The organism is Pseudoalteromonas sp. SR41-7, from assembly GCF_014163935.1.
Classification (GTDB): Bacteria; Pseudomonadota; Gammaproteobacteria; order Enterobacterales; family Alteromonadaceae; genus Pseudoalteromonas; species Pseudoalteromonas distincta.
The window spans coordinates 1-26,857 of the sequence record NZ_JACJEF010000015.1 but is presented as its reverse complement, the minus strand read 5'-3'; the positions used below and the strand labels follow the sequence as shown (position 1 = coordinate 26,857).

Sequence of the window (26,857 nt, the reverse complement as noted above, 5' to 3'; positions counted from 1 at the left end):
GAAGATGTCACAAAGTATCTATCCAGTTCCTGCGCATATTAAAGATGCGACTCTCATTGATAAAAATAAATATAATACGCTTTATAAGCAATCTATTGATGACCCAGAAAGTTTTTGGCGTGAGCATGGCAAACGCCTCGATTGGTCTACTCCTTACACTAAAGTTAAAAACACCTCTTTTGATAAAGGCCACATCAGTATTAAATGGTATGAAGATGGCTATTTAAATGCGTCTTACAACTGTATTGACCGCCACTTAAAAACGAAAGCAGACAAAATTGCGCTTATTTGGGAAGGAGATGATCCTTCTCAAAGTGAGAACATTACTTATCAAAAACTTCATGACGAAGTGGCTAAATTTGCCAATGGTTTAAAAAAACTGGGTGTACAAAAAGGTGACCGCGTAGCTATTTATATGCCAATGACCCCACAAGCGGTGTATGCAATGCAAGCTTGTGCACGTATTGGTGCTATTCATTCTGTTGTATTTGGTGGTTTTTCACCATCGGCTATTGCTGATCGTATTAGAGATTCTGGTGCTAAGGTTGTTATTACTTCTGATGAGGGACGCAGAGCAGGAAATTGTGTTCCATTAAAAGCAAATGTAGATGAAGCGGTAGCGCAAGAAACTGTAACCACAATTGAACACGTTATTGTGCATCAATTAACAGGCGGTGAAGTTGATTGGAATGAGCACGATATATGGTGGCACGAGCTAGTTGCTGACTTACCGGCACAGTGTGAGCCAGAGCCAATGAATGCTGAAGATCCTTTGTTTATATTGTATACATCAGGTTCTACTGGTCAGCCTAAAGGTGTTGTACATACTACAGGTGGCTACTTAGTTTACTCATCAATGACACATGAATACGTATTTGATTTAAAAGAAGATGATGTGTATTGGTGTAGTGCCGATGTAGGTTGGATCACAGGCCACAGTTACATTGCGTACGGGCCATTAGTAAACGGTTGTACTCAGGTTTTATTTGAAGGTGTCCCCACTTATCCAACTGCAGGGCGTATGGGCGAAGTAGTTGATAAACACGGCGTTACTATTTTATATACCGCCCCTACAGCAATTAGAGCACTAATGGCTAAAGGTGATGAGCCTACAGCTTCGTCACATCGCGATAGTTTACGTATTTTAGGTTCAGTAGGTGAGCCAATAAATCCAGAAGCGTGGACATGGTATTACGAGAGTATTGGTAAATCTAATTGCCCGATTGTTGATACATGGTGGCAAACAGAAACCGGTGGCATTATGATCACACCACTTCCGGGCGCTACTGATACAAAACCAGGTTCTGCAACACATCCATTTTTTGGTATTGCGCCTGCATTATTTGATGCTGAAGGTAATACACTCGAAGGTGCCGTAGATGGTAATTTAGTTATTTTAGATAGTTGGCCATCGCAAGCTCGAACTGTTTATGGCGACCATGAACGTTTTGAACAAACTTATTTTAGCGCCTACCCAGGAGTTTACTTTACAGGCGATGGTTGTCGTCGTGATGAAGATGGTTATTACTGGATCACAGGCCGTGTGGACGATGTACTTAATGTGTCTGGGCACCGCCTTGGTACTGCCGAAATTGAAAGTGCGTTAGTTGCGCATGAAGCGGTAGCAGAAGCTGCTGTTGTAGGTTACCCCCATGATATTAAAGGCCAAGGTATTTATGTTTACATTACGCCTAACGAAGGTGTAACTGTAAGCGATGAATTAACTAAAGAGGTACGTAATTGGGTTCGTAAAGAGCTCAGCCCAATTGCATCTCCAGATATGATTCAATGGTCACCGGGTTTGCCAAAAACACGTTCAGGCAAGATTATGCGTCGTATTTTACGTAAAATCGCTGCAAATGAGCACCAACAACTCGGTGATACGTCAACGCTTGCCGATCCTTCAGTTGTCGATGAACTAATCGAGAACAGATTAAATCGTTAAATGTGCGTTAAAAACTTGATTACAAGTTGATTCTAAACGTAGTATATCGGCTGTCAGTAAAGGTTTTAAACCTAACTGGCAGCCGAATTTATTAGGAGTGAACCATGAGTCAGTTTTTAATAGCGGACGATCATCCGTTATTTCGTGAAGCACTAAAGGGCGCACTGAGCGCAAAATTTGAGGGTTTAGAGGTTTTTGAATCATCCGATTTTGACAGCACACTGCAAGTGTTAAGCGAGCAAGAGGATCTTGATATATTACTGCTAGACCTTCACATGCCAGGTAATGGTGATTTATATGGTCTTATTCGTATTAGAGAAGAATACCCAAGCTTACCTATTGCCGTTGTTTCGGGTAGTGAAGACGTGAATATCGTTTCTAAAGTAATGGGTTACGGCGCTATGGGTTTTATTCCTAAATCATCATCGTCTGATGATATTGCCAGTGCAATTAACCAAATACTTGAAGGCGAAACATGGCTACCAAAAGAGCTAAAAAACAAAGTAGCTGAAATTGAAGGTGAAGATAGAGAAATAGCAGCGCAAGTTGCCTCATTAACGCCTCAACAATACCGAGTGCTGCAATATTTGCACGAAGGTTTACTTAATAAGCAAATTGCTTATGAACTACACATATCAGAAGCGACAGTAAAAGCACACATTACAGCCATATTTAGAAAACTCGGTGTGTACAATCGTACCCAAGCCGTTTTAATTGCCGCTAAATTAAAGCTCGAACCAATAGAGCAGGCATAATTTACATTTAAAAAGTTTTTAGCTTATTTATGAGCAAAAAAATGCCAGCAACAATGCTGGCATTTTTTATACGTAGAATAATTAAGCAGTTGGATTAATGCTAAGAAAACACCACGGTTTTATTACCATTAATAAATAGCTTATGCTCTGAGGCAAGTTGAAGTGCTTTACAAAACACTGTTTTTTCAACATCTTTGCCCATTTTAGCCATCATTTCGGCGGTATTAGCATGTGTAACGCTGGTTACATCTTGCAAAATAATAGGCCCTTCATCAAGCTCATTATTAACAAAGTGAGCGGTAGCACCAATAATTTTTACGCCGCGCTCAAATGCTTGATGATAAGGTTTAGCACCTATAAATGCAGGCAAAAATGAGTGATGAATATTAATTATCTTACCTTCAAATCGACCCACAAATTCAGGACTTAAAATACGCATGTATTTAGCAAGGCCAATAATGTCAGGGTTGTAGCTGGCAATTAAATCGCCTACCTTTTTATCATGCTCGCTACGGGTTAATCCTTCGTGCGATACAACATGAAATGGCACACCAAACCCTTTAGCTAGCGGCTCTAAATCAGCATAGTTAGCAATTACAGCGAGTACTTCAATATTAAGAGTTTGTTCAAATTGCTTTAACAGCATACCACCTAAACAATGAGCTTCTTTAGTTGCCAGTAAAACTACTTTAGTTTTTGCGCCGCAATGTAGCGCAAGTTTAGCGCCTTGTGGCAACAGTGCGCGCAATTGATCTAAAAAGTCGCTTTGTGGCTCACCTGTAAGCTCTGTACGCATAAAAAATCGCTGCGCGTCTTTATCTACAAATTCGTTGTTACGCGTAATGTTTAAATTATTTTTATGGCAAAGCCCTGTAATTTTAGCTATTAAGCCTACATCATCAGCACATTGGGTGGTTAGTATATAGCTCATTGTCCTCATTCTTACCCTGTAATTAATCCTTTCATTATTTGTGTTTTAGCACATAAAGCAAGGGCTTTGTGAACTAATCCAATATTAATAATGTTGTTGAGTGCAAAAGAGGTAATAAAGTTAAAAAGTATTGAATAGAGGTTAAAAAAAATGCCACCTAAGTTAACAAGGTGGCATTAATAAAAGTTATCTAGGTTTGAGGTTAATTAACCCTTGGGCTCGGGAGATAAGTTTTCTTCTTGTCTTAAATACCCGGCAGCTTCTTCATCATCTTTCGTTATCGCTTGCTGAGTAGGTATAGCGCGCGTTTGTTGGTTTAGTTGATGTATTTGTGACGCATTACCTAAATCACGCTCACTGGTGATTGAGGCGATAGATTCGCGGTCTTTTAAGAATGAAATAACGTCTTTTTTGATTGCTTGTAATTGTCCTTCGTCTTTATGCATTTCCATAATGTGGCGAGGATGTTCAAGGTTTTTCATACCTGTTGCAGCAAACGTAGTAGAGATAACACGAGAAACAATAATCCAAGGCGTTATGCTACTGCGTACTAAAGTATTTTCTGAGCGGGTGCTATCGTGAATACCAGTACCTGTTGATATTTTAGACTCAGTAAAAGTGCCTTCACATTTAAAGTACACAAGCAGTGACTCAAATTGCATTTCTGCAAAAAATAGATGCGCTGTGTTTGCAAGTAACTGCGCAAATGCTTTAATAAGTACGCCTATTAGCAATAAGTGAAAGCTTGTCATTAATAGCTCACTAAATTGAATGACATGTTGGTTATTAAATGCCTGTTTAAAACTATTAATATTTGCCGCATCAATGTAATGGTAAATATTAATAAACGAATACGCTAAAAGTACAGTAAATGCTAACGCTACAATATAAAGTAAGTTACCGCTCACCAAAGCAAGTAATCTCGCGAGTGTAAAGTTTTTACCTAAGTCCATTGAGTGCAGTTTAGGCTGAATCTCTTGGATCATTTCACCTTTAAAACCGCCTTTACCTTCTATTTGTTCTTGAAGCTTAGGGTCTAATTCTCTGTAAACTCTGTTAGGTACTTCTTTATAACGGCGATTAGCCATTACTAGGTTATCGAGGTTTATGAAAATCTCGTCTGGATGAACAGACTCTTGCCAGTTTTCACGTAGTTCAGATACTTCAGCTGAAGGGGTAACTGAATTTAAACGCGCTTTAATCATGATAAAAGCAAGCGCACAGCTTAGAGTTGCTAATACAATAATTGCAATTAAGTACATTCCAGCATGAAGACTAGGCAGTTGCTCAAGCCAGTTATCTATTTCTTGTTTACTAATGTGCTGCTCTTTCATCAACCATGACATAGAAAGACCAATAGCGATGGGTAAAATAAAAGATAAAGAAATAATTTTAGCGAGTGCACCAGTACCAAGTGCTTCAATATTCTTTTCTGCATTTCGAGAGATAGGTTTACCTGTAGAGCGCCACGAAAAAAGCACGTAAAACATTAATATTGCACTATAGACCGGAAATGCTAATTCCCCAGCTTCACCGGTAAAGCCCGACAAAGATACAAATGCAACAAGGCCATAAGCAATAAGGGCGACAAAGGTGCTTACCCATGAGCCAAATAATCGCTGGGCAACATTTCGAATAGGATATGGTAGAAACAATAACTTAGGGATTAAGCTGTGAAGTAAGCGTGATAAAAAACCATTAGGCTCTTTAAATGTACTGTTTTTACGACCAACCAGCATTTCTTCAAGTGATTGCGCTGTGTAGGCTACTTCTTTTTGTTCTTCTTGAGCGGTTGATGCTTGCGATTTACTGTAGTTATAAGCAAGTGAAGTTGGGTGGTTTCTACCTACAAAGTATTTAAGTGTTGCGTAAATACCTGCCGATAGTGAGCGAATGCCGAATGCTAAAATAAGCATGCCAAACACCATTAAAATCCAACCCGCGGTTGTATCTTCTTTCACAGAGCCCGCAGCAATAACAAGTAAACTAATACCTGCTATAGACTCAATGAGTCCTCTTAATGCTGTTACTTTACCTTCCAGTTTGAAGGGGTTTTTTAGTCCAAGATCAATCGATCCATAATCAAAAGCCATTGAATTCTCCATTTAAACAGCACCCCAATTGCGGGGGACAAAGTGTAATTAATCTGAACTTAGGGTAATAAATCTATCTCAAGTAGCTTTTTTTAGCGCTAAGTGCATCGAGTTTAATCGTAATAGGCTTGTTGCTGGCGCGTAAGTTCGACCTACTTTTACGAAAACCTAAATAGAATTATTAATATATATTAAGTATTTATAATTGTTGTTGGTTTTTTATTATATATCAATAATCTTGTTCAGTTTAAGGTTATTTTAAAGTGATACATTTTGTATTCCGACGCATGCTTAAATATAACTGGAGGGTTAATGAAGCTAATTTATGTAGACGATAATTTACCAGGGATCACTCGTAAACTTAAACAGAAAAGTTGGCTTTACTTTGATCCAATCGGTAAGCAAATAAAAGAGCAAAATGTGATTGATCGTTTGAATGGATTGGCATTTCCGCCTGCCTATAAAAACGCTTGGTTTTGCCCAGAAGAAAACGGACATATTTTAGCGACAGGATTTGATAGTAAGGGGCGAAAGCAATACCGTTACCATCCTGAATTTAGGGCGCAACAAGAAGCAAAAAAATACCAAGCATGTGGAGTATTTGGTAATAAACTCCCTTTGTTAAGAGCGCGTTTAGAAACAGACTTACAAGGCGATGAGCTTAATATTGAACGCACTTTAGCAGCAGTTGTAAGACTTATGGATTTAGGTGCGCTGAGGGTAGGTAACGAGCGTAACGTAAAGCAAAATAAAAGTTTTGGTGCGACAACATTACGAACACGCCATGCACAACTCACGGGCAAAAATATTCAGCTAAAATATCGTGCCAAATCAGGTAAAGAACGTGAAGTAAATATAACCGACAGGGTGCTTAGCCATGTTATAAAAGACTTACAAGATTTACCCGGGCAGCATTTATTTCAGTATATAAATGAAGGTGAGCGCACAAATGTTACATCAAGTGAAATAAACCAATACATTCAGCAAATAATGGGCGAGGAGTTTAGTGCAAAACACTTTAGAACTTGGCGAGCAAGCGTTATTGCATTCAAACAATTAGCTAAAGCTAAAGGGGCGCTTAGTTTAAAAAACATGCTTGATAGCGTATCTGAGCAACTTGGTAATACTCCCGCTATAGCACGCAAATCTTATGTGCATCCCGATTTAATTACGCTGTGTAAAGAAGATGAAGATACTCAAACTGCGTGGAGAGAGTCTCTTTCATTACCACGAAAAACAAAGTACTTGAGTCGTTATGAACGTGGTTTTTTAGCTTTTTTAAAAGATTAATTGCCATAGCAACTTTACACACTTGAGCATAGTAATTACATATTCTCTAGTTTAATTTATTAACGTTTAGAATAAGATTTTTTAAAAAGTCATTAAATTTCAATTGTTTATTTTGAAACTTTAATTTGGCATTACCGTTGCACCTCCAGTGTACTACTTAGTGGTAAGTACATAAGCATTTATCAACGATATTTAGCGAGGAGGTACACAGTGAAGGGGTCATTTTCAAATCAAGCGCTTACTAAAGCAAAGGGTTTTACTTTAAAAACTGCATTGTTTATTGGCATGAGCGGCTTATGCTCAGCACCAACACTCGCTGCCAATGAGCTTGAAAGTGTGGTACTCGCTAACTCTTCACTAACTACTTACAACTCACAAAAGTACGTGCAAGCAGATGACACCTACTACTTTGACCAATATTCAGCGCAGTTAATTGAACGTACAGAAAAAGCCATTAATTGGTATCAAGAAATAGTTAACAAAGGTGGTTTTACACACTTATATAACGATGAATTGCTTGAACTAGGCAGTAATAATAAACAAGTGAGCTTACTTGCACAGCGTTTATACCAAGAGCGTGACTTAAAAACTAATGTGTGCGACGAAGTTATATGCACGTTTGATAAAGATATAGAGCAAGCTGTTAAGCAATTTCAAAGCCGCCATGGTTTAAAAGTTGATGGCCGAGTGGGTAAGCGTACTTTTGCATCGCTTAATGTGCCCGCACAGCAAAAACTCGATAAATTAAAACTTAACTTTTATAGAATAACTAACTTTGCAGGCGCAAGTGATGAGCAATATGTGTATGTAAATATTCCTGAATACAGCTTACGATTTGTAAAAGCTGGCGATGTAAAATTAAAAAATAACGTAATTGTAGGTAAACCAAGTTGGGAAACACCTGCATTTAGCGACGAAATAGAAAAGTTTGTAGTTAATCCTGAATGGCGTATACCCACCTCAATTGCCACCAAAGAAATTGCTCCAAAGGTAGCCGAGGACCCTGACTATCTTGTAAAAAATAATATTGAAATTAGAAAAAACAGCTACCTAGACTCACAAACTGTTAATCCAAGCAATATTGATTGGGACTCTATTAAGCCGTACCAATTTGATCACTTTTTAGTAAAACGTGCTGGTGAAGAAAACCCCCTAGGGGAAGTTAAGTATTTATTCCCCAATGCCGAAGCAATTTATGTTCACGATACGCCAGCAAAGCACCGCTTTAGCCAAGCAAACCGAGCCTTATCGCATGGCTGTATAAGAATAGAAAAGCCTTTTTCGTTAGCGCGTGAAATTATTAAGTACGAAGGAGAAGCGCAAACACTCAATAATATGGACAGCGCACTTGCTCAAAACAGTACTCAGACGTTTTATTTAGATGAGCCTCTTCCTATTCATTTAGTTTATTGGACTGCATGGGTTGACGAAAATAAGCTGGTTAACTTTAGAGATGACATATATCAACGCGATAAAAAAGCACTATTAAAAAATGATGAACAGTCGGTGATTGCCGCTTTATTAAAAAATAAATAATGAGAGGGTTTATGCAATTTATTCATTATATTTCTATCGCCATATTTACAATTATATTTAGCAATAGTGTATTTGCTGCCGCGCCTACAAAGCCTGCGCATCAGGTAGTTGATATAAAAAACAAAGCCAACTTTGAAGATGCAGAATTTAGCCTAAAAATTAACGATATAGTTATGCCATATTCGGTGTTTTCAGTATTTGTAATGCCCCAAGAGCAAGTTGAGTTTGAAGTGCTTTTTGCGCAATCAAAAAATGCTTACACGCTAATTAACACTCAGGGGAAATCTAAGCTTACAGACACCAACCGTTGGCAATGGCAAGCACCCAAAGAGCCCGGTTTAACAACGGTAATTATTGAGTCGCCCGATAAAAAACAGCGTATGAAAATCAACGTATTTGTAAAAGTACCGGCAGACAATGTTGAAGGAGGAAAGCTCAAGTATTACCACATTGGGCACTACCCTAAACCTTCACAGATTAAAGACGCTTCACACTACATAGTGCCCGATGGCTTTGTTAAGGTAACGCCTGAAAATGAAAACGTAAAAATATCACCTCACTTTTCACTAAAGGAATTTGTTAGTAAGCAGCGAAGTAAGTACCCAAAGTATTTATTTTTACAAAATAAGTTGTTACTTAAACTAGAAAAAATACGCAAAGAACTGATTTTAGAAGGTATACCGGTTAGTAATATGGTGGTTATGAGCGGTTATAGAACTCCGTACTACAACAAATCAATTGGCAATGTAAAACTTAGCCGACATGTATTTGGTGATGCTGCCGATATTTTTATAGATAACGATGGCAACTACCGTATGGATGATATAAATAATGACGGTAAGCATTCAATTGGTGACGCTAAAGCGATGGCCGATATAGTGGAGTCGTTAGCTAGACGTGAATCATTTAAAGGTTTGCTAGGTGGTTTAGGTATTTATGGGCCTAAGTCGCACAGAGGCGCATTTATACATGTTGATACGCGTGGTTTTAAAGCGCGATGGGTGAGTAAGTAATTGCAACGGCTACCTCATTTAGTATAAAGCTAAACTAGTTAAGTCTAATTGTACAAGAGATTAGCTAAGCCAAGGTAGGGGCTTGGTTTTTATAAGCCCTTTGTTTTATACCCATTTTATATCTTTACTGGGCTAGTCTTTTTTACTTTAAACTGAGGCGCTTATGTGAGCTATAAACATGGTGTGTATCAGCCGCTTTCCAATAATTAATTATTTTAATTTTGTACGAAAAGCTTTAAATATAAAGGCTGCATAAGCAGCCTTTATATTATGCTATTGCAGCATAAACGTTTCGTATTCTAAATCTTCAAATTGTTTAGAAAGCCAAAATAACCCAACAACAGAGGTAACAATAGTTGAGAGAGCAAAGCCGTAACCATAAAATTGCGGCCCAAAAGCGATTGATAGCAAAGTTAAAACAACGTTTATTACCAAAAATAGCCCCGCTAAAAATAGGACGGTTGAGCGTTTATCTAAATAAAACAAAATATTTAAAATAGACAAAAATATAACTTGTACACCCACACCAACTACATCAATAAATAAAAGCGTTTTATAGTTTGGATCAATACCAATAAAGGTAAGTATTTGCTCGCCCCATAATAATAAGCAGGCAACGGTAATACCTTGAATTTTAAATATATCGTATAAACCGGCACGTGCAGTTTGGATCATATTGTCTTTTAAATAGTAAATCTCTTCTAACGATGAACCCTCTCGAATAGCTGTGTAAAAACGGTCGTATTCTTCTACAAAGTCGGTTTCCATTTTTACTAAAAATACTGCCATACCGGGAATAATAGACAAATAGGCTAAAAATATAGGTAAGTCGTAAATTGGGCTGGCTCTTAACGTGCCAATAATTTGTATTGATGTGCTTGGTGAATACCAAAAGATGATCTTATCAGCCCACACACCAATGTTATAAAACAGACCACAAAAGAATAGGCTGTAATACACTTTTTTATTGCTTAAAAAGTCAAAGCTTATAAGTTTTTCACCTGGGTAGCGGCGAATAATCATAAACAAAAAGCTAAAAAAGAGTAGAGCTTCGCCTGCAAAAAACGCAAAAAACAAGCCGTCTAACTGCCAGTCTCTTAATAAATATGCAAGCAGTACCATAAAGGCATAACCACTTAGCATGGTAATCAAAATCAACCGGTATTCTTTCATACCCGATAGAAAAATAGCGCCAAGCCACTGATTACATAAGCTTACAAAGGCACCTAAAATTATAATCTTAGTAACAACGGGTATAGGGAGCATAGGCCATACAGCCAAGCCCACCAATAATGCGGCTATTGTTGTTATAAGTTGCGCACCAAGTAAATTAGGCAGTACTTTTGCCTCTTCTTTTTGAAAAAACAAATCTGCAATAAATCGAGTTAATAATAACTGCAAGCCACCCGTTAAAATAAGTGAAGCTGCCATCATGTAGGTAACAAGCGTTAAAAACTGAATAATAAGTACTTTGGGTAATACAACGCCTAAACTTAAAATACCAATTAGCATTAACGCTACAATAGAGAGCAGCCAAGGACCTGAGCCTATTAAGCCCGCGTAGCCGTATGCTTCAAAAACTGAGAGCAGGGTATTTTTTTTGAGAATTTTTCGTATCTCAAAACCTATTCCGGCCATGCCATTGTATCCTTATAAAGTTTATCGTAACGGGCAAACATGTGGCTCTCGTCATAAAATTTTTGTACGCGGTCTAAACCACTTTTTTGATACTCAAGCCAAACTTGCTCATTTGTTAGCATGTTTGATATTTGTTGTGCTGTTTCGCTAGGTGAAGCAATTGAGACAACTTCACCGGCTTTACCTAATGCTTTATCTTCATCAGTTCCGCCTTCGATTATTTCGCGGCACGAGCCAACATCACTAGCAAGTACAGGCACACCGGCCGCCATTGCTTCTAAAAGTACTAAAGGCTGCGCTTCGGAAATCGAGGTTAAAGCTACAATTCCGAGCTTAGGCAAAATTTTGGTAATATCTTGCATACCTAAAAACTTTACACTGCTTTGTAAATCAAGACTGCCTACAAGTAGTTCACACTCTTTGTAATATTGCGGATCTTCTTCATAAGGGCCGATGATCCAGCCTTCTACTTCAGGCAGCATCGATTGCGCCTCTTTAATCGCACGTATAAAGGTTTTAATATCTTTTATAGGCACTACACGTCCAATTAATCCAACAACTGGTGGTATCTGTTTTGGACGCTGCTCAAGCGCTTCAATAAAGCGCACTGTTTTAATTCCATTAGGTACAACAAATGCTTTTTCTGGCGCTGCACCATCCTTTATTTGGCGCTGCCTGTTACCGCCGTATAGCGAAATGACCTTATCTGCTTCTTGGTATGTTGTTCGGCCGATTTGCTCAAAAAAGCTGATCCACATACGGCGAATAAAGCCCATTTCGGTATTTAAGTTTTTACCTAGGCTTTGCTCAGACTCTTTGATCCAACTGGCTTGAATAAGATCTATTTTTCTCTCTTTGGTGTAAATACCATGCTCGGTCAACAAAAAGGGAGTATCGCTTATTACACTGGCACCAGATCCTAAAATACCAGCATACCCGGTAGATATTGAGTGAATAAGTTTAACTTTTGGAAGTCCGCGTGCAATTTCGGCTATTTTAAATAGCGGTTTATATAAATTGCGGTATGACCAAAAAAAGTCAATAAAAGAGGATTCATCACAAAAAGTTGAATAGTAATTGGTGAGTACTTGCCACGATGATTCACTATATAAAAAGTCGGCTTTGTTAATACCGTCTTTTTTAGCCAAAGTCTCAAATGCAAACTTTAATAACTCAGTTGGGATGGGCTCATCACAATCCCTAAAATAATTTTGTAGTTGCTGCCAAAAATCAAAGAGCTCTTTTTTATATTTAACGCCATGCTTAGCTTTTATTTCAGATGTGTCATTTTCCACTAAATAATGAACATGCAGCTTGGTAACGTTTTCAGGCAAAGTATATTGAATCTCGCCATAATGCTCTGGTGCTCCACCTATAAAAACAAGCTCAAAGTTATAATGAGGTAACCCTTCAATTATTTGATGAACCCAGCTAGATACGCCACCACGTACATAAGGGTAAGTGCCTTCTAAAAGCAGTAAAATGTCTGCATTTTTATTACTCATGCCAATACTCCTGCAAATGACGTAATTCACTGCCCTTAGGTTGTTCTGGGAGTTCTTTTAAGTAGCGTTTACAGTCGTCAAACTTGTTCATACAAAAGGCAACTTCGGCTTTATAAGGCAATACATGGCGCCTTGCCATACCAAACTCAGTTGCTTTAAGTAGATACTCATGGGCTATTTCGTATTTGTCTAAGGCTAAAGATATACGCCCTAAAAATATAAAAGTTGCAGGTGTTTTTACGTGCTCAATACTTTGCAATGCAAGTGCTTCTGCTTTTTCTAAAACATATTTACGCAGTGCGCCTTGTGCTAAGCCTAAATAGCTCAGTTCCCAATAAAGTTCGGCTAGCTGTTTTTGTAAATGACTCAATTTTGGCTGCTTAGTTGTAACTGCTATTTCTTGCTGATACAAACTGATTTTTTCGTTAAGTTTGGTTTCTTTACCATCAAGGGTTGAGTAGGCGAGCAAGCGAATATCATCTTCTAAATCTTTAAGTGCTAGCTTTAAAATAGGAATAGCTTGTGAGTCACTCATGTGACGAGCCGCCATTACAGCACTTAAACGCTTATTTGGCTCATTAGCGTGCTTCAAAATTGCTTTAAGTCCACCAATTGAATAGGTTGGATTTGCTGATATTGCTCTGGCTTCAAAAGGAAGCTCAGGTATTTTATGCTCCTCTATTTCTATCTCGTCATTCTTGAGAGGTTTACAAAGAGCAAATGTAAGCGCTACTACAACACCTATAATTCCAAGTACTGGTAATGTAAACAATAATAAAAACATGAGTAGCAAAGAGCTATAAGGAGTCGTTTTGTATTTTTTAGGTATAAAAACATAACTAACAATAGCAAAAAAGATGCTAGCAATAGCATGCAATAATATAGCTAAAAACCAATCAGGTGTTTCCAGTACTTCTATTAGTGCAAAGTACTGACAAATACACCCTAATATAGCCGCTACAATAATTATAATCATGAAAGTGAAACCAATCTCTTTATGTCATCTGAGCTTATAGGTAGTGCAAGTTGCTGCTCAATAACAATATCAAGCTCAGCTAAAGTGCTACCAGTGCGCTCTTTACACCAAGTGTTCATTCGGGCGATAAACCCTGCTTTTTCAAGCTCATCAGCTAATGGCATTAATAGCAGTAATACCTGATTTTGATTATCGTACAAATAAATGTCTAAACCACGGCGTGCTTCACTTAAATAACTCATAAGTTGAGTGGATTTATCAGTAATATTATTAGCTTTTATTTTTAGTAGCTGCGATGGAATGTTGTATCGTTTTGCTTCTTTATTCGCACGTTTAACTTGGCGAATAAAGTATGGATACTCTTCATAAGTCATTACTGGGTTTGTTATTTCATGGCGCAGTAGATCGCCAATATGCCCAGCCATAACTGCAAGTAGTGTAAGAGTGGTATTTTTAAGTGCAAAAAATTGTACTCTTTCAACTAAAATAGCGCCATAAATTGTGTTATTTACGTCGATAAGTGGAATCGCCATATGGTATTTACTTATACCTGATGCCATTTTTGCGTCTTTTACTGATACTAATTCTTTTTCTTCAATCATCGCTAATATAAGAGGATCGTTTTCAGCTATTTGACTCATTTTGCCAATAGAGGCTAGTGGTGGCTCTAAAACAGTGTCATTTTCAACTTTATATAAACCCGCTCTTTCTAGCGAACCGTACTCAACAAACAAGTCGATTATTTTTTGCGCTGCGCTATCAAGTCTTCTTTCTTTTAATAGCCCGATAGAGGTTCTTACTGCTTGTAGCGATTCACGTAAACTTAACGTATGGCCAGCTAGCATTTGCTCAATTCTATCGTGAGATGAATTAATTAAATGATACTGACGAGTAAATGTTTCAAGACGATCTGTTACGTACTCAAGCTGAATACTTTGCTGTTGATTAGTACGCTCCCACACATCCCTAAATTCGCCTGTGATCATAATTACAATAATGTAGCCAATCATGGCGTTAATATTGAAGTCGGTTTGTGGTGATAAAATATTTGCTTGAAGTAAAAAAAGTTGGCCAACAAGTAAACATAAAATACTAATAAAGCCTTTTGAAAAGCCATAACGTAGAGAAACTAAAAGTGGGCCAAGTACAGGCCACGAAAACCCTCCCTCAGTCCAAAATGGGTCCTCTGCGTTAAATAATACAGGCAGCCCTAAAGCAAGCGCGGTAAATATAAATACCTCAGCCCATATTTGTAGCTCAGGAACGTCTCTTGGTCTAAGGAAATGTGTTTTCACTCACTAACCTCTATATAAGAAATTAAATCGGCAATCACATCTTGTGCTGTTGCTGCAATGCTATCGCGGCCCCAGCCACTTTTAGCAATAGTACCTGTCCAAACTGGTGTGGTTTGTCCATTTACAGTGAGTGATAATGTAAGTGCAACAACAGGTTCGCCATCAAGGCCTGCTTTATAGCGCCACTCTTCAATGCTGCCTGTTAGTACATAGTCAGCTTGTTGAGTGCTTAACCATTGCATAGCATTGTCTAAACGGTATTGATCTTCCAGTGGTGGAAGCTCTTTGCTGTTTACGCGAGGTGCACGTATTAGAGTTGGTAATTTATTTTGTTGCCAAATGCTGGCTAAAATATCTTCAGCACGCTCACCGGCAAGCGGTGTTTGAGCATGATTAACAAGTGGCATTAATGCCACTGTTTTTAAAGGGCTAAGCTCTACATCATCAGCAACTCTGCTGGTGGTACATGCTGATAATAGTAATACCAAACACGGTATAATTAAACGAAACATACTCTCTCCTAACATTAAAAATGTACGTAATAACCTAATTGTAATTGTGTATCTGAGTTACCCACTTTATTACTACTTTGGTAACCCAGCTGTAATTTAAATAAATCATCGCCCAGTACAGACCAACCTGCGCCACTTGAAACTGATACATCTACTGTATCGTTAAGTGTTTGATAGCCAGTACTTATATCAAATAACCACGAAGGGCTTGCGCCTAAATAAGGAGGTTCTAATGAGCCAGTTGAAGCAAATGAAGTCCCTAGTGCAAAACGTCTAAATGGTTGAAGGTCAACTCTTAGCGGTCTTCTGCTTGCATCTGTATTTATTAATGCATTAACACGTTCAAAGTCTTGCCATTGCGCACTAAAATAAGCGTTCCAAATTGGGCGGTCTTTTAAAATGCTGTATTGGTAACGAGCATTATATTCTTGGCCGTTTATTAGTGAGCTGCCATCGCTTCTTCGAGAAAAAGACATCGCTGCTGCTGATAGCTGTACGTTTTGTCTACCATCAATATTGTAGTTAACATAGGCCGTGGCTTTATCTAGCTGAGCATAGCTAAGTAGTGCTTCTGATTGGCGGTTTTCAACATTATATTCAAGCTTTAAACCTACCTGTGTTCGTGAATCCCATTGATAACGAGAGTCTATGCTAAGACCTTGGCGGCTAACTAAGCTGCCTTGGTGCGAATCTATTTTTGCATCAAAATACCAACGACCAAATGTCATTTTATCTTCTATTGCAAACAGTAATCCGTTGTTATCAAGGTTTTGCTGATTACTTAAACTTAATTTCCATTGCCCATTAGCATAAGGAAAATAAACGTTTACATCGTACTGGCTACTGTTTAAACCAGCCTCTGGCGATAGGTTTATTTCAAGCGCTCTAAAATAGGATGCGCGTGCATTTCTGAGTAAACTCAATTGCGATTCATTTGCCTCGCCAGTGAGTTCTTCGTACCAACGCTGCATTGTTGCGTATGGCTGCTTTAGATAGAGTAGGGCGTTTAGTTCATCTAATTTGCTTAGTGAGCCTTCTGCTAATAGTTGTTTCGCTTTATTAAATTCGCCGTTGGTCATATAAAGTTGTAGTTTTTGCCATGGCTCTAATTTTTGTGCAGCTCTGCGCGCTAACCACCAGTTTGTTTGGGGCTCACCAATAGTGTCGGGGGCAAGTTCTTCCATTGTGTTTAATTGCATTAAATGAGGAACAGCCATCGCGCCCGCCCAGCGGAACATTAAGCCTCTGTATGCATATTTATCTTTAGGTAAGTGTTGCAGTAAATAGTGATTAAGTTCAGCAGCATTTGCATAATAACCAAGTTGCTTCATTACATCGGCTAAGTTAACCAGTGTTGTTAAATCGCTTGGATCTGCAATGGCTAATTTACGCAAATAAAAGTAGGCACTGTTATATGATTTTTCATAAATAGATAGGCTAGCTAAGAGCTGCGTCCACGCATAGGAAGTGTCGCTTTGAGAATAGCGTGTTAAAATGCGGCCAATCATTACAGTGTCATGCATTTGCAGCGCTAACCAACCTTGTGCAAGCACAACATCAGAGTCATATTCGCTTAATTTAGCGGCGCGGTTTAAAGTTGTATAAGCTGAATTTAAATCACTTTGGTTTTGATACCAATTTGAAAGAATTAACCAAGCAGGGTAGAGAGCTTTATTGTAGCGCTGCTTATCAAGTTCAGCATGAATACGTGCAACTGATTTAGCATCATTTACTTGTGTGCTTAATAATGCAATTTGAATCAATTGACGGTCAGTTTGCGACTCACTTTTCCATAAATAATCAAGAAGCTCCTGAGGCCGACCTTCAAAGCGCAGTTGTTGGTAGTGCAGCATGTCGCCTACGCTCAAAGGACTTATTTTTTGTAACTTCTCTAATGCATATAGCTCATGAGCTTTGTCTTGGACTCGCATTGCCATGTCTACATTGGCGCTCCAAAACTCATCGTCAGAACTTTCATGTTTGTTTTTTAGTACTTGCAGAGCTGTAGAAAAGTCATCATCTAGCCAAAATGCGCGGGCAATCCAAAGTAAATCTTCTTCATTTTTAGGCCCTTTATATGTAGGCCACAAAGCTCTTAATGCTTTTAAATTACCAGTATCGTGAAGTACTTTTGCTTTCCAATATTGTGATAATGCACTTTTACCATTTATTTGCTCAAAGCGTTCAATATTATTTAATTCTTGCTTTGTGTTACCAATAAATTCGTTAGCTTGCATCCAATTAGCAAAGCCATTACCTTTTAGATTTCTATTTTGGGCTTTATATTCGTATATATCATTAGCGTCTTGGTATAAATATAAAGCGGTGGCATCGTTAATACTATCGGTAAGCATCGCAGGAGTTACAGCTTTGTTAGACATTAGCCATTTAAACTCTCGAAGTGCTTCTTTAGGCTTGTTTTGCCAGCGCTTTATCTTCCAATTTAATAAATGTAGCTCTTTGTCAGCTGGGCTTTGTAGTAATAGCTTTGCAAGTAATTGCTCAGCCCCTTTTGCATTTCCATTTGCTAAACGCAGGTGCATTGCTTGTGTTAAGTACTCGCTGTTATTTGGATCGGTCTTTAATAAGCTTTCAATAGCTTGAGCCGCATCTTCTGTATTGCCTGCTAAGTTAGCCAAATAAAGTGTGCGTTTAATATTGGCTTGGTCGCCATAGGTTTTCCACCATGCATAAGCTTGTATCGGGTTATTTGCACCAAGTGCAGTTTCAATCGCTTTAGCTGCAATATCAGCATTTATATTTGTTTTATAAATAGCGAATGCTTTGTCAGGTTCCCCTGCGCTTAACCAGTAATCGGCTGCAAGGAGAGGCTGTTTATTTTTTTGATAGTACTGAGCAACTTTTGCATTTAACCCAACTGCTTTTGCAATAGTTAATATTTGTTCGTTCCAGTTTTTATGAGCACCAATTTTTAAAGATAACTCTTCAAAGCGGTCGTCAACTTTAGCACCGCTTGCTAGCCATAATGAGTAGAGCAGCTTTATTTCAAGTGTTGCTTTGCGCTCACCTCTAGGTAGCTTTTCAAGCTCGTTAGTAGCTTGTGAATACTCACTAAGCCCTATATGTAGCTCAACTAATTTTGCGCGTAGCTTTTCGTTGTCGGGCTCTGTATTGAGCGCTGCATTAAGGTAAGACTTCTCAAAGGTATAGTCTTGTGAAAGTGCATCATCTTCAAAAAATAAGGTATGTGGAAATAATGCATAAAGTGCAAAACAACTTACGGCTAATATCGCTAATATTGTTTTTACTGAAATTAACTGAGGGCGCTTTGTAGTATTCATTATAGTGCGGCTCCGTCGCAGTTAAGGTAACCATAAAAATCACCTGCAGGTATTTTGAAATGTGTTAATTTACCCCGATTAATACCTTTGAAGCGCTCACCCAAATTAGATACAAATTCGCAAGAACGTGCATTAATTAAATCAAGTGAAGCGGGCACCCATGCTTTAAAACTAACCGGTCCGTTAACTTGCCAGTTATTAATAACAACATTTGCAGATGCTAAATAAGGTTTTTTACTATTTTGGCTATGATCAAAGCTAAGGCGAGCTATGTTATTTATAATATGTATGTAGTCACCTTTTTCAGTTACACCAGATACACCTTCACTTTGAGCTATGTTTGGCACATCAAAATCGGTAGGTATGCGCAGAGTGCGAATGTACTTTGAGCTAAATAACCATTCATTATTACTGTTTTTTGCAAGTGCAGAAAAGTAAAAATCTTTTGCTACTTTTGCATAGTGGCTTAAATGCACCGGTGTATTTGGCCTTGCTAAAACATAATCTATGTTGTGTTTTAGAGCGTCTAAGCCCGCAAGAACTTCACCTGAATAAAAGTGATAATAAATAGTGTAAGGTTTTAACCTATATGGCTTTTCTGTTATTTCGAATGTTTCGGTTAAGCGTCTAAAGCCGTAATAAGGGCCATGCCATAAGTTTGTGTAAACATTTTCATTTAATATGGGGGCGTAAATTTGATACAGCAAATCTCTTTCAGGGCGACCGATAGGGGAGATGTGAGAAAGGCTTGGGTTATCAGCATTTACATCAGTATTACCGCCATTGACATTTAACACGCCAGCATCACGAGCCAGTTCAAGCGCTTTAGGACCAGGAGTTGCATCGCCTGACCATAACATCATCACTGTTTTTTTATTTTTAGGTGCGAGCTTGTCATTAATGTACTTTATCGAGTCGGTAATTTCTTTTTTAAGGCTAATTGTGTTGTAGCCAGGTACATCTAGATGAAAACCGTAATCTGTGTCGTCTTCATCTATTTTTTTTTGCCCAGATAGAGCAGTCCAAAAATAGGGGTGGCTATAGGTGTGTGAAGCAACTTCTACGTAAGGCAGGTTAAAAATACTACGCGCAATGCCTTCGAGTTTGGCACTTTGTTTAGAATGAATACCGCCTTCTTCAATATCAGCTTGGATCACTGATGACGTTAACGGTAGTTTGTAGTGTTTAATTATTTCATCTCGAATTACTTCTGCTGAATAAGGCTTACCTGCGTAGTGGGCAATACTTGTAAATCCATCTCCATCGATATGCAAAGTAAGCATTCGCCTGCCGCTTTCGGTGGTTGTATCTGGCACTAATATAGGTGGTAACCCCATTGCTTGAGTAAGCAATGTACGCGGATCAATAACCCATTTGCTGCCTTCCATCGGAAATGTATCAATTAGCCAAGGAGCAACCACGACTGCACCATATTTAGTTTTAGCCGCTTGTACAATTATTGTGTTATCAGCTGATTTTATTGTAATTAAAGGAGTCGCATTAGTTGCTAATTTTAGTAAATATGGTTTAACGATAGGGGGAGGTGTTGTGGATTCTCCTTTGAGCCAAGGTGCAAAGCTATCTTGTTTATATGGACCTTCAGGTAGTGTGTTTAACGACTCAATACCCATGTTAAATAGTAATTTAGTTGACTGTGGTAACTCGCCTAAAATAAGTTCTGGCACAACACCTAAATTAGCTTCAAGCCAATTGGTAAGTGTTGGGGTGTAAAATGCATCGCTTGAGGTCCACGAAATAATACCGGCATGTAAGCTAGGGTCAACCAAAGGTAAGTCGCGTTTTGCCATATCTATGTAATTAGGTATGTACCCCAAATACTCAATCATGGTCGCAAGCTTTAAGTGTACGGTAGTGTATATGAGTGGTTTTACGTTACTGTTATAAGGGATTAAAATGCGCCTAGGGATCGGCGTAATTGATGATGTGCCCCACGTTTGCAAGTGACCGTCGGTCACCCACGGATTGAAACCTGCGTCTATAATATTTTGTGCCATAGTAAGGCGATTACCGGGCTTTGCATAATCAATAACTTGGACGTTGAGGCCTAAACTTTGTGCTGTTTTTAATTGTGCGCTTAGCCAATCTTGGTCGTTTTTGTTGGTCACTTTATAGCTATTGTCGGTTGGATTGAAGTGGCTATACAAACCCTCAGCAACTAAGTCAGTTGCTAAATTAGCGAGTTTAGGCAATAACTCAAATCCCCGATTGAGGATAAGGTGCTTATCAAAAGTCTCAGATAGTGAGCTTATTATGGTGACTAACCCAGCTTGTTGATCGGGTTTACTGTGTGTAGCATCTAATAGCTGATAGCTATCTAGGGTATCTAAAAATAAGCCGCTAAAGCCGCGTGCTTTTAATGCCGCAGCGCTACTTTTAATATGTTGTTGCCAATGTGCTGATGCTAAATCGGCAATATGGCTATTCCAGTTAGGGTTAACTGCGAGTGAAGACTTACTTTCAATAAACGACTCACCAACACTTAAATAAGCATAGACAGCAATATTACGCTGTTTAAACCAATTAAGTTCGTGCTCAGTCACAAGATCAGGCTGGACTACAACGCGAGAATAAAAGGTCATTTCGGCTAATGGCATCGGCGCTGAGTAGTAAAATGCAATACTATTATTCACAGGCTTTGCAAATACTTGACTAGAAATTAAAAGCACTAGGTATAAAAAATATTTCATTAGTAATTCATTTCAATTAATTTATAACTGTGGCTCAAAGTAATGCGGTCCAATTTATCTAGCTATTTGGTATTAGTAATATAGGGTTATTATATGTTAATGGAAGATTAATTTCTACATGTTAATTCAACCATATACTCAAGGGGTATAATAACATGCTGGTTTGATTAACTCACCACAATAAAACCCATTGGTTTGCCACTCGAGTTATTAAGAGCAACCTACAAACCTATACTTAGAAAAACGATAAAAGAATGTATCAATATGTTACTTACAATAAGAGCTTAGTTTTTTATTACTCACCATCAAGCAGCTCTTTTACATTTTAAGTAACCGTAGAATTGACCTTTTGGCAGACTAAACTGTGTGATATCAGCATTTGATTTACCTTTAAAGCGCTTTCCATCATTAGAAACAAACTCACAAGAACGCCCATTAACTAAATCAATTTTAGCAGGCACCCAGGCTTTAAAACTGACAGCTCCATTCACTTGCCAATTATCCATGGAGACATTAGCTGAAGCTAAATACGGTACATTGTTTTCTTGGCTGTGATCAAAGCTAAGCTTTGCTAAATCATCAGTTATATGAATGTAATTACCCTTTTGAGTGACGCCGGATATTCCTGAACTTTGAGCTACATTAGGAACATCAAAATCATTGGGAATACGTAATGTTCGAATACTTTGAGAGCTAAAAACCCATTCGTTATTGCTGTTTTTAGCAAGAGCTGAAAAATAAAAGTCTTTAGCTATTTTTGCATACTGGCTTAAATGTACTGGCGTATTCGGTCTTGCAAGTACGTAGTCTATATTATATTTCAGGGCATCAAGTCCAGCAGGTAGTTCACCAGAATAAAAATGAAAGTAAATACTATAGGGTTTTAATCTGTATGGTTTTTCTGTAATTTCAAATGTTTCGATTAGGCGCTTAAAACCATAATAAGGCCCATGCCACAAGTTGGTGTATACGTTCTCGTTAATAATGGGTGCATAAATTTGGTATAACAAGTCACCTTCAGGTCGTCCAATTGGCGATACATTTGTAAGAGTTGGGTTATCAGCTTTTACTGAAGTATTACCACCATTCACGTTGAGCACGCCAGCTTTTCTTGCTATGGCTAAAGCCTTTGGTCCTGGAACCGCATCGCCTGACCATAGAATTAATACTGTTTTTTTATTCTTTGGCGTCAGTCGTTCATTAATATATTGAATTGACCCTGAAATTTCTTTTTCTAAATCGACAGAGAGATACCCAGGAATATTTAAATTAAGTCCGTATTTCGTATCATCTTCATCTATGTTTTGTATCCCTGATAGCACTTTCCAAAAGTAAGGGTGGCTGTATGTGTGTGATGCAACCTCTACATAAGGTAGTTTAAATATATCTCTTGCAACTTGCTCAAGTTCTTCACTTTGTTTTGGATGTAAGCCGTTAGGCTCTATGTCTGCTTGTATTATGGAGGATGTTAATGGCAATTTGTACCTTTTTATTATTTCATCGCGAATAACTTCTGAGTTGTATGGCTTACCTTTGAAGTGCGCAACGCTACTAAATCCATCGCCATCTATGTGCAAAGTTAACATACGCCTTCCGCTCAGAGTCGTTGTATCAGGAGCTAATATTGTGGGTAAATTTAGTACTTTTGTTAACAAGTTCTTAGGGTCTATCACCCATTTACTGCCTTCCAGTGGTAAATTATCAATTAGCCAAGGGGCTACTATTATGCCACCTAGTTTAGTCTTACTTCCTTGCGCTAGGATTTTACCATTTGCTGAACTAATGCTAATTAACGCTGTGGCGTCTGAGGTTAACTTAAGGGAATTTGGTCTGATAATTACAGGTGCTTTTGTAGTTTCACCTTTTAGCCAATCGGCAAAGTATTTAACTTCATAAGGGCCAGGTTGCGCATTATTTATATTTTCTACGCCTAAACTAATCAGTAATTTATTTGATTGAGGTAATTCCCCTAATATTAGCTCCGGTACTATTTTTAAACCCCCTTCCAGCCATTTAATAATCTCAGTACTATAAAATATACTATGAGTAGTCCAAGAAATAATGCCGGCATGTAAACTGGGATCTATTCTAGGTAAGCTTTCTTTAGCTACATCTACATAATCAGGAATATACCCTAAGTATTCTATGATTGTAGCAAGCTTTGAATGAACAGATTTTTTAACTAAGGGTGAAATATCGCTATTATAAGGAATTAATATTCGCCTAGGCACCGGTTTTATTGATGATGTACCCCATGTTTGCAAGTGGCCATCTGTCACCCATGGATTAAAACCTGCGTATATAATCTTTTGTGCCATAGCGAGGCGGTTATCGGGCTTTGCATAATCAATAATTTGGACGTTGAGGCCTAAGTTTTGTGCTTTTTTTAATTGTGCGCTTAGCCAATTTTGGTCGTTTTTGTTGGTCAGTTTATAGCTATTGTCGTTTGGGTTGTAATGGCTATATAAACCTTCCGCCACTAAATCATTGGCTAAATCAGCGAGTTTAGGCAATAACTCAAAGCCCCGGTTGAGAATAAGGTGCTTATCAAAAGTTTCAGATAGAGAGCTTATTATGGTGACTAATCCAGCTTGTTGTTCGGGTTTACTGTGCTTGTCATCTAAAAGTTGATAGCTGTCTAGAGTATCTAAAAATAAGCCGCTAAAACCACGTGCTTTTAATGTCTCAGCGCTCCTTTGAATATGTTGTTGCCAATGTGCTGATGCTAAATCGGCAATATGGCTATTCCAGTTGGGGTTTATACTAAGTGAGGACTTATTTCTATTAAAAGACTCGCCAACACTTAAATAAGCATAAACAGCAATATTACGTTGTTTCAACCAATTAAGTTCGTGCTCAGTGACGTGTTCGGGCTGAACTACAACGCGAGAATAAAAAGTCATTTCGGCTAGAGGCATCGGGTACGAATAGTAAAATGCAATACTATTATTTACAGGCTTTGCAAATACTTGACTAGAGATTAAAAGCACGAGGTATAAAATATATTTCATTAGTAATTCATTTTTATTAATTCATAACAGTGGCTCAAAACAATATGTTTTAATCTATCTGGTTATTTGTTACTAGGAAGATAGGGTTTTTATATGTTAATAAAAAATTAATCTCTACATATTAATTTAACCTTGAGGCCAATATTTATACTCGCTTACAAATAATCTAACTCGCCGCAATTAAAACTAATTAACTTAAATAAAAGCAGTAAGGCTACGTGGATATTATTTATAGAGAGTGTTTTAAATAATGGATAAACGTTGGATGAATTATTTTTATTAAGACTAAGGTCTCTGCGTTATTGGTGTCTAAAATGCCGAGTTGGGATTATAATATGGCTAAGCTGACTTCTAACTAACTTGGTCCTACCTAATTTTACCTATGCTTTTCTTAATATAAGTTTAAAGCGATATAAATGAGCGAAGTTATTTTGGGCAAATAAGTAAATCTGCAAACTATATTCGTTTTGCTAGATTTTAGTTGTTGCTGCACACACACCTTTATTCACCTCGGAGAAAAAATGAGTAATTTAAGCTTGAAAAACAAATTGCTGTTACTAGCTATTTTACCGCTAATGCTACTTTTGATCAGCTTAATGCTGAGTTCTTATTATTTAGAGAATAAAAATCAGCAACAAAATTTTGAAGCATTTCAAACTAAGTTAATAAGTGACAAGCAAACGTTACTAAGTACCGAAATTGAAATTGCTAGCAAAATTGTTCGCTATCAATTAGCAAATGGCTCTGAGCAAGATGCTAAAAACGCTTTAAGAGACTTAACATTTGGCCAAGGTGGTTACTTTTTTATATACGACACCAATGGCATTAGTGTTTTTCATGCATTACTAGGTGATGCTATTGAAGGGCAAAACAAAATAGGGATGACTGACCCTAACGGTAAAAAAATAATAGTGGGCTTATTAGAGCAAGCTAGAAAAGGCGGTGGCGCTTTTAACTATCATTTTCAAAAACCAAATACCACAGGCTTAGTTGAAAAGATGGGCTATGCAGCAATGATACCAGGCACAAACTGGATGATTGGTACTGGCGCATATATGGATGATATAGACGCAGAGCTACTTAAATACCAAACAACAATGCAAGAGCACATGAATGATAAGGTAATGACCTTATTATTAATTGCTTTATTTTGGGTTGTTTTAACAATTATATGTGCGTTAGTTGCCGCAAACACAATGGTAAAACCAATACAGCGCATGGCGCAAAGCCTTGACGATATTGCAAAAGGTGAGGGCGATTTAACTAAGCGTCTAGACATTGATACTAATGATGAAATAGGTCAACTTGGCGAAGCATTTAATATGTTTGTAAGTAAGCTACATGGCATTATTGCTAATGTGGTTGATGTAACACACGATGTAAAAACAGCTTCTGGTGACATAAATACACAAACACGATTAATTGAAGACAAGTTACTTAATCACAATCATGAAACAGACCTTGTTGCAACGGCTATTACCGAAATGTCGGCTACTTCTCATGAGGTGGCTCAAAATACAAACCAAGTGGCAGAGTCAACTCAAGCGGCAACGCAAGAAGTTGCTAAAGCTCAAGAGTGTGTTGATATTTCACTCTGTGAGGTTTCAAACTTAATGGGCGAAATTAACCTAGCTGCTGAACAGGTTGATTCACTCAGTGATCAATCTAAAAAGATTAATAGCGTACTAAGTGTAATTGGTGGAATTGCTGAGCAAACAAACTTACTTGCACTCAATGCTGCAATAGAAGCTGCGCGAGCAGGTGAGCAAGGCCGAGGGTTTGCAGTTGTAGCCGATGAAGTAAGAAGCCTAGCAAGTCGTACTCAAGTTAGCACACTAGAGATTAGTGAAATGTTGAGTGAGCTACATAATTTAGTATCAGATGCAGTTGCAGCAATGCAAGCAAGCCAAAGTAGTTGTAATCGCTCTGTTGAATCCTCTCGTGCTATTTCAGAAAGTTTAGGCGCTGTAACAAGCTCAGTTAGATCAATTAACGACATGAGCACACAAATTGCGACAGCGGCGCTGGAGCAAAGTAGCGTTACAGAAGAAATAAACCGTAATGTATTTGCTATTCAAGAAATAGTTAATGAGCTAACTATTTCAAGTAAAACCACCTCTTCAGTTGGTCAGCATTTAGCTGGGCGTGGTGAAAGCTTAGGACACTTAGTTGGCCAATTTAAAATTTAACAAAGCTTAAAGCCCTACACTAAAAGCCGCTAATAGCTGTCTCTTATACACAAATCCCTGCTAAGAAATTAGCGGGGATTTTTTTGAACTAAATCTCAATGTCATGATCAGATCTTCAAATCTTGTTTGAGGGCACATTATGATTAACGAACATACTC

16 protein-coding genes are annotated in these 26,857 nt (G+C 38.0%); 6 read left to right on the top strand and 10 right to left on the bottom strand.

Annotated features, from left to right (window positions below; genetic code table 11):
- Positions 1-4: 4 nt before the first annotated feature.
- On the top strand, positions 5-1,945 hold the full coding sequence (acs, locus tag H5092_RS16640) for an acetate--CoA ligase (RefSeq protein WP_024597311.1): 1,941 nt from the start codon (positions 5-7) through the stop codon (positions 1,943-1,945).
- Positions 1,946-2,049: 104 nt separating this feature from the next.
- Positions 2,050-2,700, top strand: coding sequence for a response regulator transcription factor (locus tag H5092_RS16635; protein WP_182734142.1), 651 nt, complete (start codon positions 2,050-2,052; stop codon positions 2,698-2,700).
- A gap of 100 nt (positions 2,701-2,800) precedes the next feature.
- Here the strand turns inward: H5092_RS16635 and purU are convergent, their stop codons facing one another.
- Positions 2,801-3,631, bottom strand: coding sequence for a formyltetrahydrofolate deformylase (gene purU / locus H5092_RS16630; protein WP_024597310.1), 831 nt, complete (start codon positions 3,629-3,631; stop codon positions 2,801-2,803).
- 206 nt (positions 3,632-3,837) lie between these two features.
- Entirely contained in the window at positions 3,838-5,724 is a 1,887-nt protein-coding gene (locus tag H5092_RS16625) for a hypothetical protein (protein ID WP_182725105.1), read from the bottom strand.
- Positions 5,725-6,036: 312 nt separating this feature from the next.
- On the opposite strand from H5092_RS16625, the gene H5092_RS16620 reads away from it, so the two are divergent.
- The 3 genes from H5092_RS16620 to H5092_RS16610 all read left to right on the top strand — a co-directional run bounded on the left by H5092_RS16620 (position 6,037) and on the right by H5092_RS16610 (position 9,563).
- Complete coding sequence (locus H5092_RS16620; RefSeq protein WP_154903681.1) at positions 6,037-7,014, top strand: DNA topoisomerase IB; 978 nt, start codon at positions 6,037-6,039, stop codon at positions 7,012-7,014.
- A 210-nt stretch (positions 7,015-7,224) separates the two neighbouring features.
- On the top strand, positions 7,225-8,550 hold the full coding sequence (locus H5092_RS16615; RefSeq protein WP_182734140.1) for a murein L,D-transpeptidase: 1,326 nt from the start codon (positions 7,225-7,227) through the stop codon (positions 8,548-8,550).
- An 11-nt stretch (positions 8,551-8,561) separates the two neighbouring features.
- Positions 8,562-9,563 (top strand): D-Ala-D-Ala carboxypeptidase family metallohydrolase, encoded by a 1,002-nt coding sequence (locus H5092_RS16610; RefSeq protein ID WP_182734138.1) that lies wholly within the window; start codon positions 8,562-8,564, stop codon positions 9,561-9,563.
- Positions 9,564-9,836: 273 nt separating this feature from the next.
- On the opposite strand, the gene pelG is transcribed toward H5092_RS16610, so the two are convergent.
- The 8 genes from pelG to H5092_RS16570 form a co-directional block, all read right to left on the bottom strand.
- Entirely contained in the window at positions 9,837-11,201 is a 1,365-nt protein-coding gene (gene pelG / locus H5092_RS16605) for an exopolysaccharide Pel transporter PelG (RefSeq protein WP_024597305.1), read from the bottom strand.
- On the bottom strand, positions 11,189-12,706 hold the full coding sequence (gene pelF, locus H5092_RS16600) for a GT4 family glycosyltransferase PelF (RefSeq protein ID WP_182734136.1): 1,518 nt from the start codon (positions 12,704-12,706) through the stop codon (positions 11,189-11,191). The genes pelG and pelF overlap by 13 nt, the downstream gene beginning before the upstream one ends.
- A complete protein-coding gene (locus tag H5092_RS16595) occupies positions 12,699-13,682 on the bottom strand; it encodes a hypothetical protein (protein WP_024597303.1) in 984 nt (327 codons plus the stop codon). The genes pelF and H5092_RS16595 overlap by 8 nt, the downstream gene beginning before the upstream one ends.
- Positions 13,679-14,977 (bottom strand): PelD GGDEF domain-containing protein, encoded by a 1,299-nt coding sequence (locus tag H5092_RS20840; RefSeq protein ID WP_182734134.1) that lies wholly within the window; start codon positions 14,975-14,977, stop codon positions 13,679-13,681. Before H5092_RS20840 ends, H5092_RS16595 begins: the two co-directional genes overlap by 4 nt.
- Positions 14,974-15,489, bottom strand: a complete 516-nt coding sequence (locus tag H5092_RS16585) for a protein PelC (RefSeq protein WP_182734132.1) — start codon at positions 15,487-15,489, stop codon at positions 14,974-14,976. Before H5092_RS16585 ends, H5092_RS20840 begins: the two co-directional genes overlap by 4 nt.
- Before the next feature lie 14 nt (positions 15,490-15,503).
- On the bottom strand, positions 15,504-18,791 hold the full coding sequence (locus H5092_RS16580) for a tetratricopeptide repeat protein (protein ID WP_182734130.1): 3,288 nt from the start codon (positions 18,789-18,791) through the stop codon (positions 15,504-15,506).
- Positions 18,791-21,499 carry an endo alpha-1,4 polygalactosaminidase gene (locus H5092_RS16575; protein ID WP_182734126.1) on the bottom strand — a complete coding sequence of 903 codons (2,709 nt, stop codon included), beginning with the start codon at positions 21,497-21,499 and terminating at the stop codon, positions 18,791-18,793. The genes H5092_RS16580 and H5092_RS16575 overlap by 1 nt, the downstream gene beginning before the upstream one ends.
- Positions 21,500-21,804: 305 nt before the next feature.
- On the bottom strand, positions 21,805-24,510 hold the full coding sequence (locus H5092_RS16570; RefSeq protein WP_182734123.1) for an endo alpha-1,4 polygalactosaminidase: 2,706 nt from the start codon (positions 24,508-24,510) through the stop codon (positions 21,805-21,807).
- A 521-nt stretch (positions 24,511-25,031) separates the two neighbouring features.
- On the opposite strand from H5092_RS16570, the gene H5092_RS16565 reads away from it, so the two are divergent.
- Entirely contained in the window at positions 25,032-26,699 is a 1,668-nt protein-coding gene (locus tag H5092_RS16565) for a methyl-accepting chemotaxis protein (RefSeq protein ID WP_182734118.1), read from the top strand.
- The last annotated feature ends 158 nt before the right edge of the window (positions 26,700-26,857 follow it).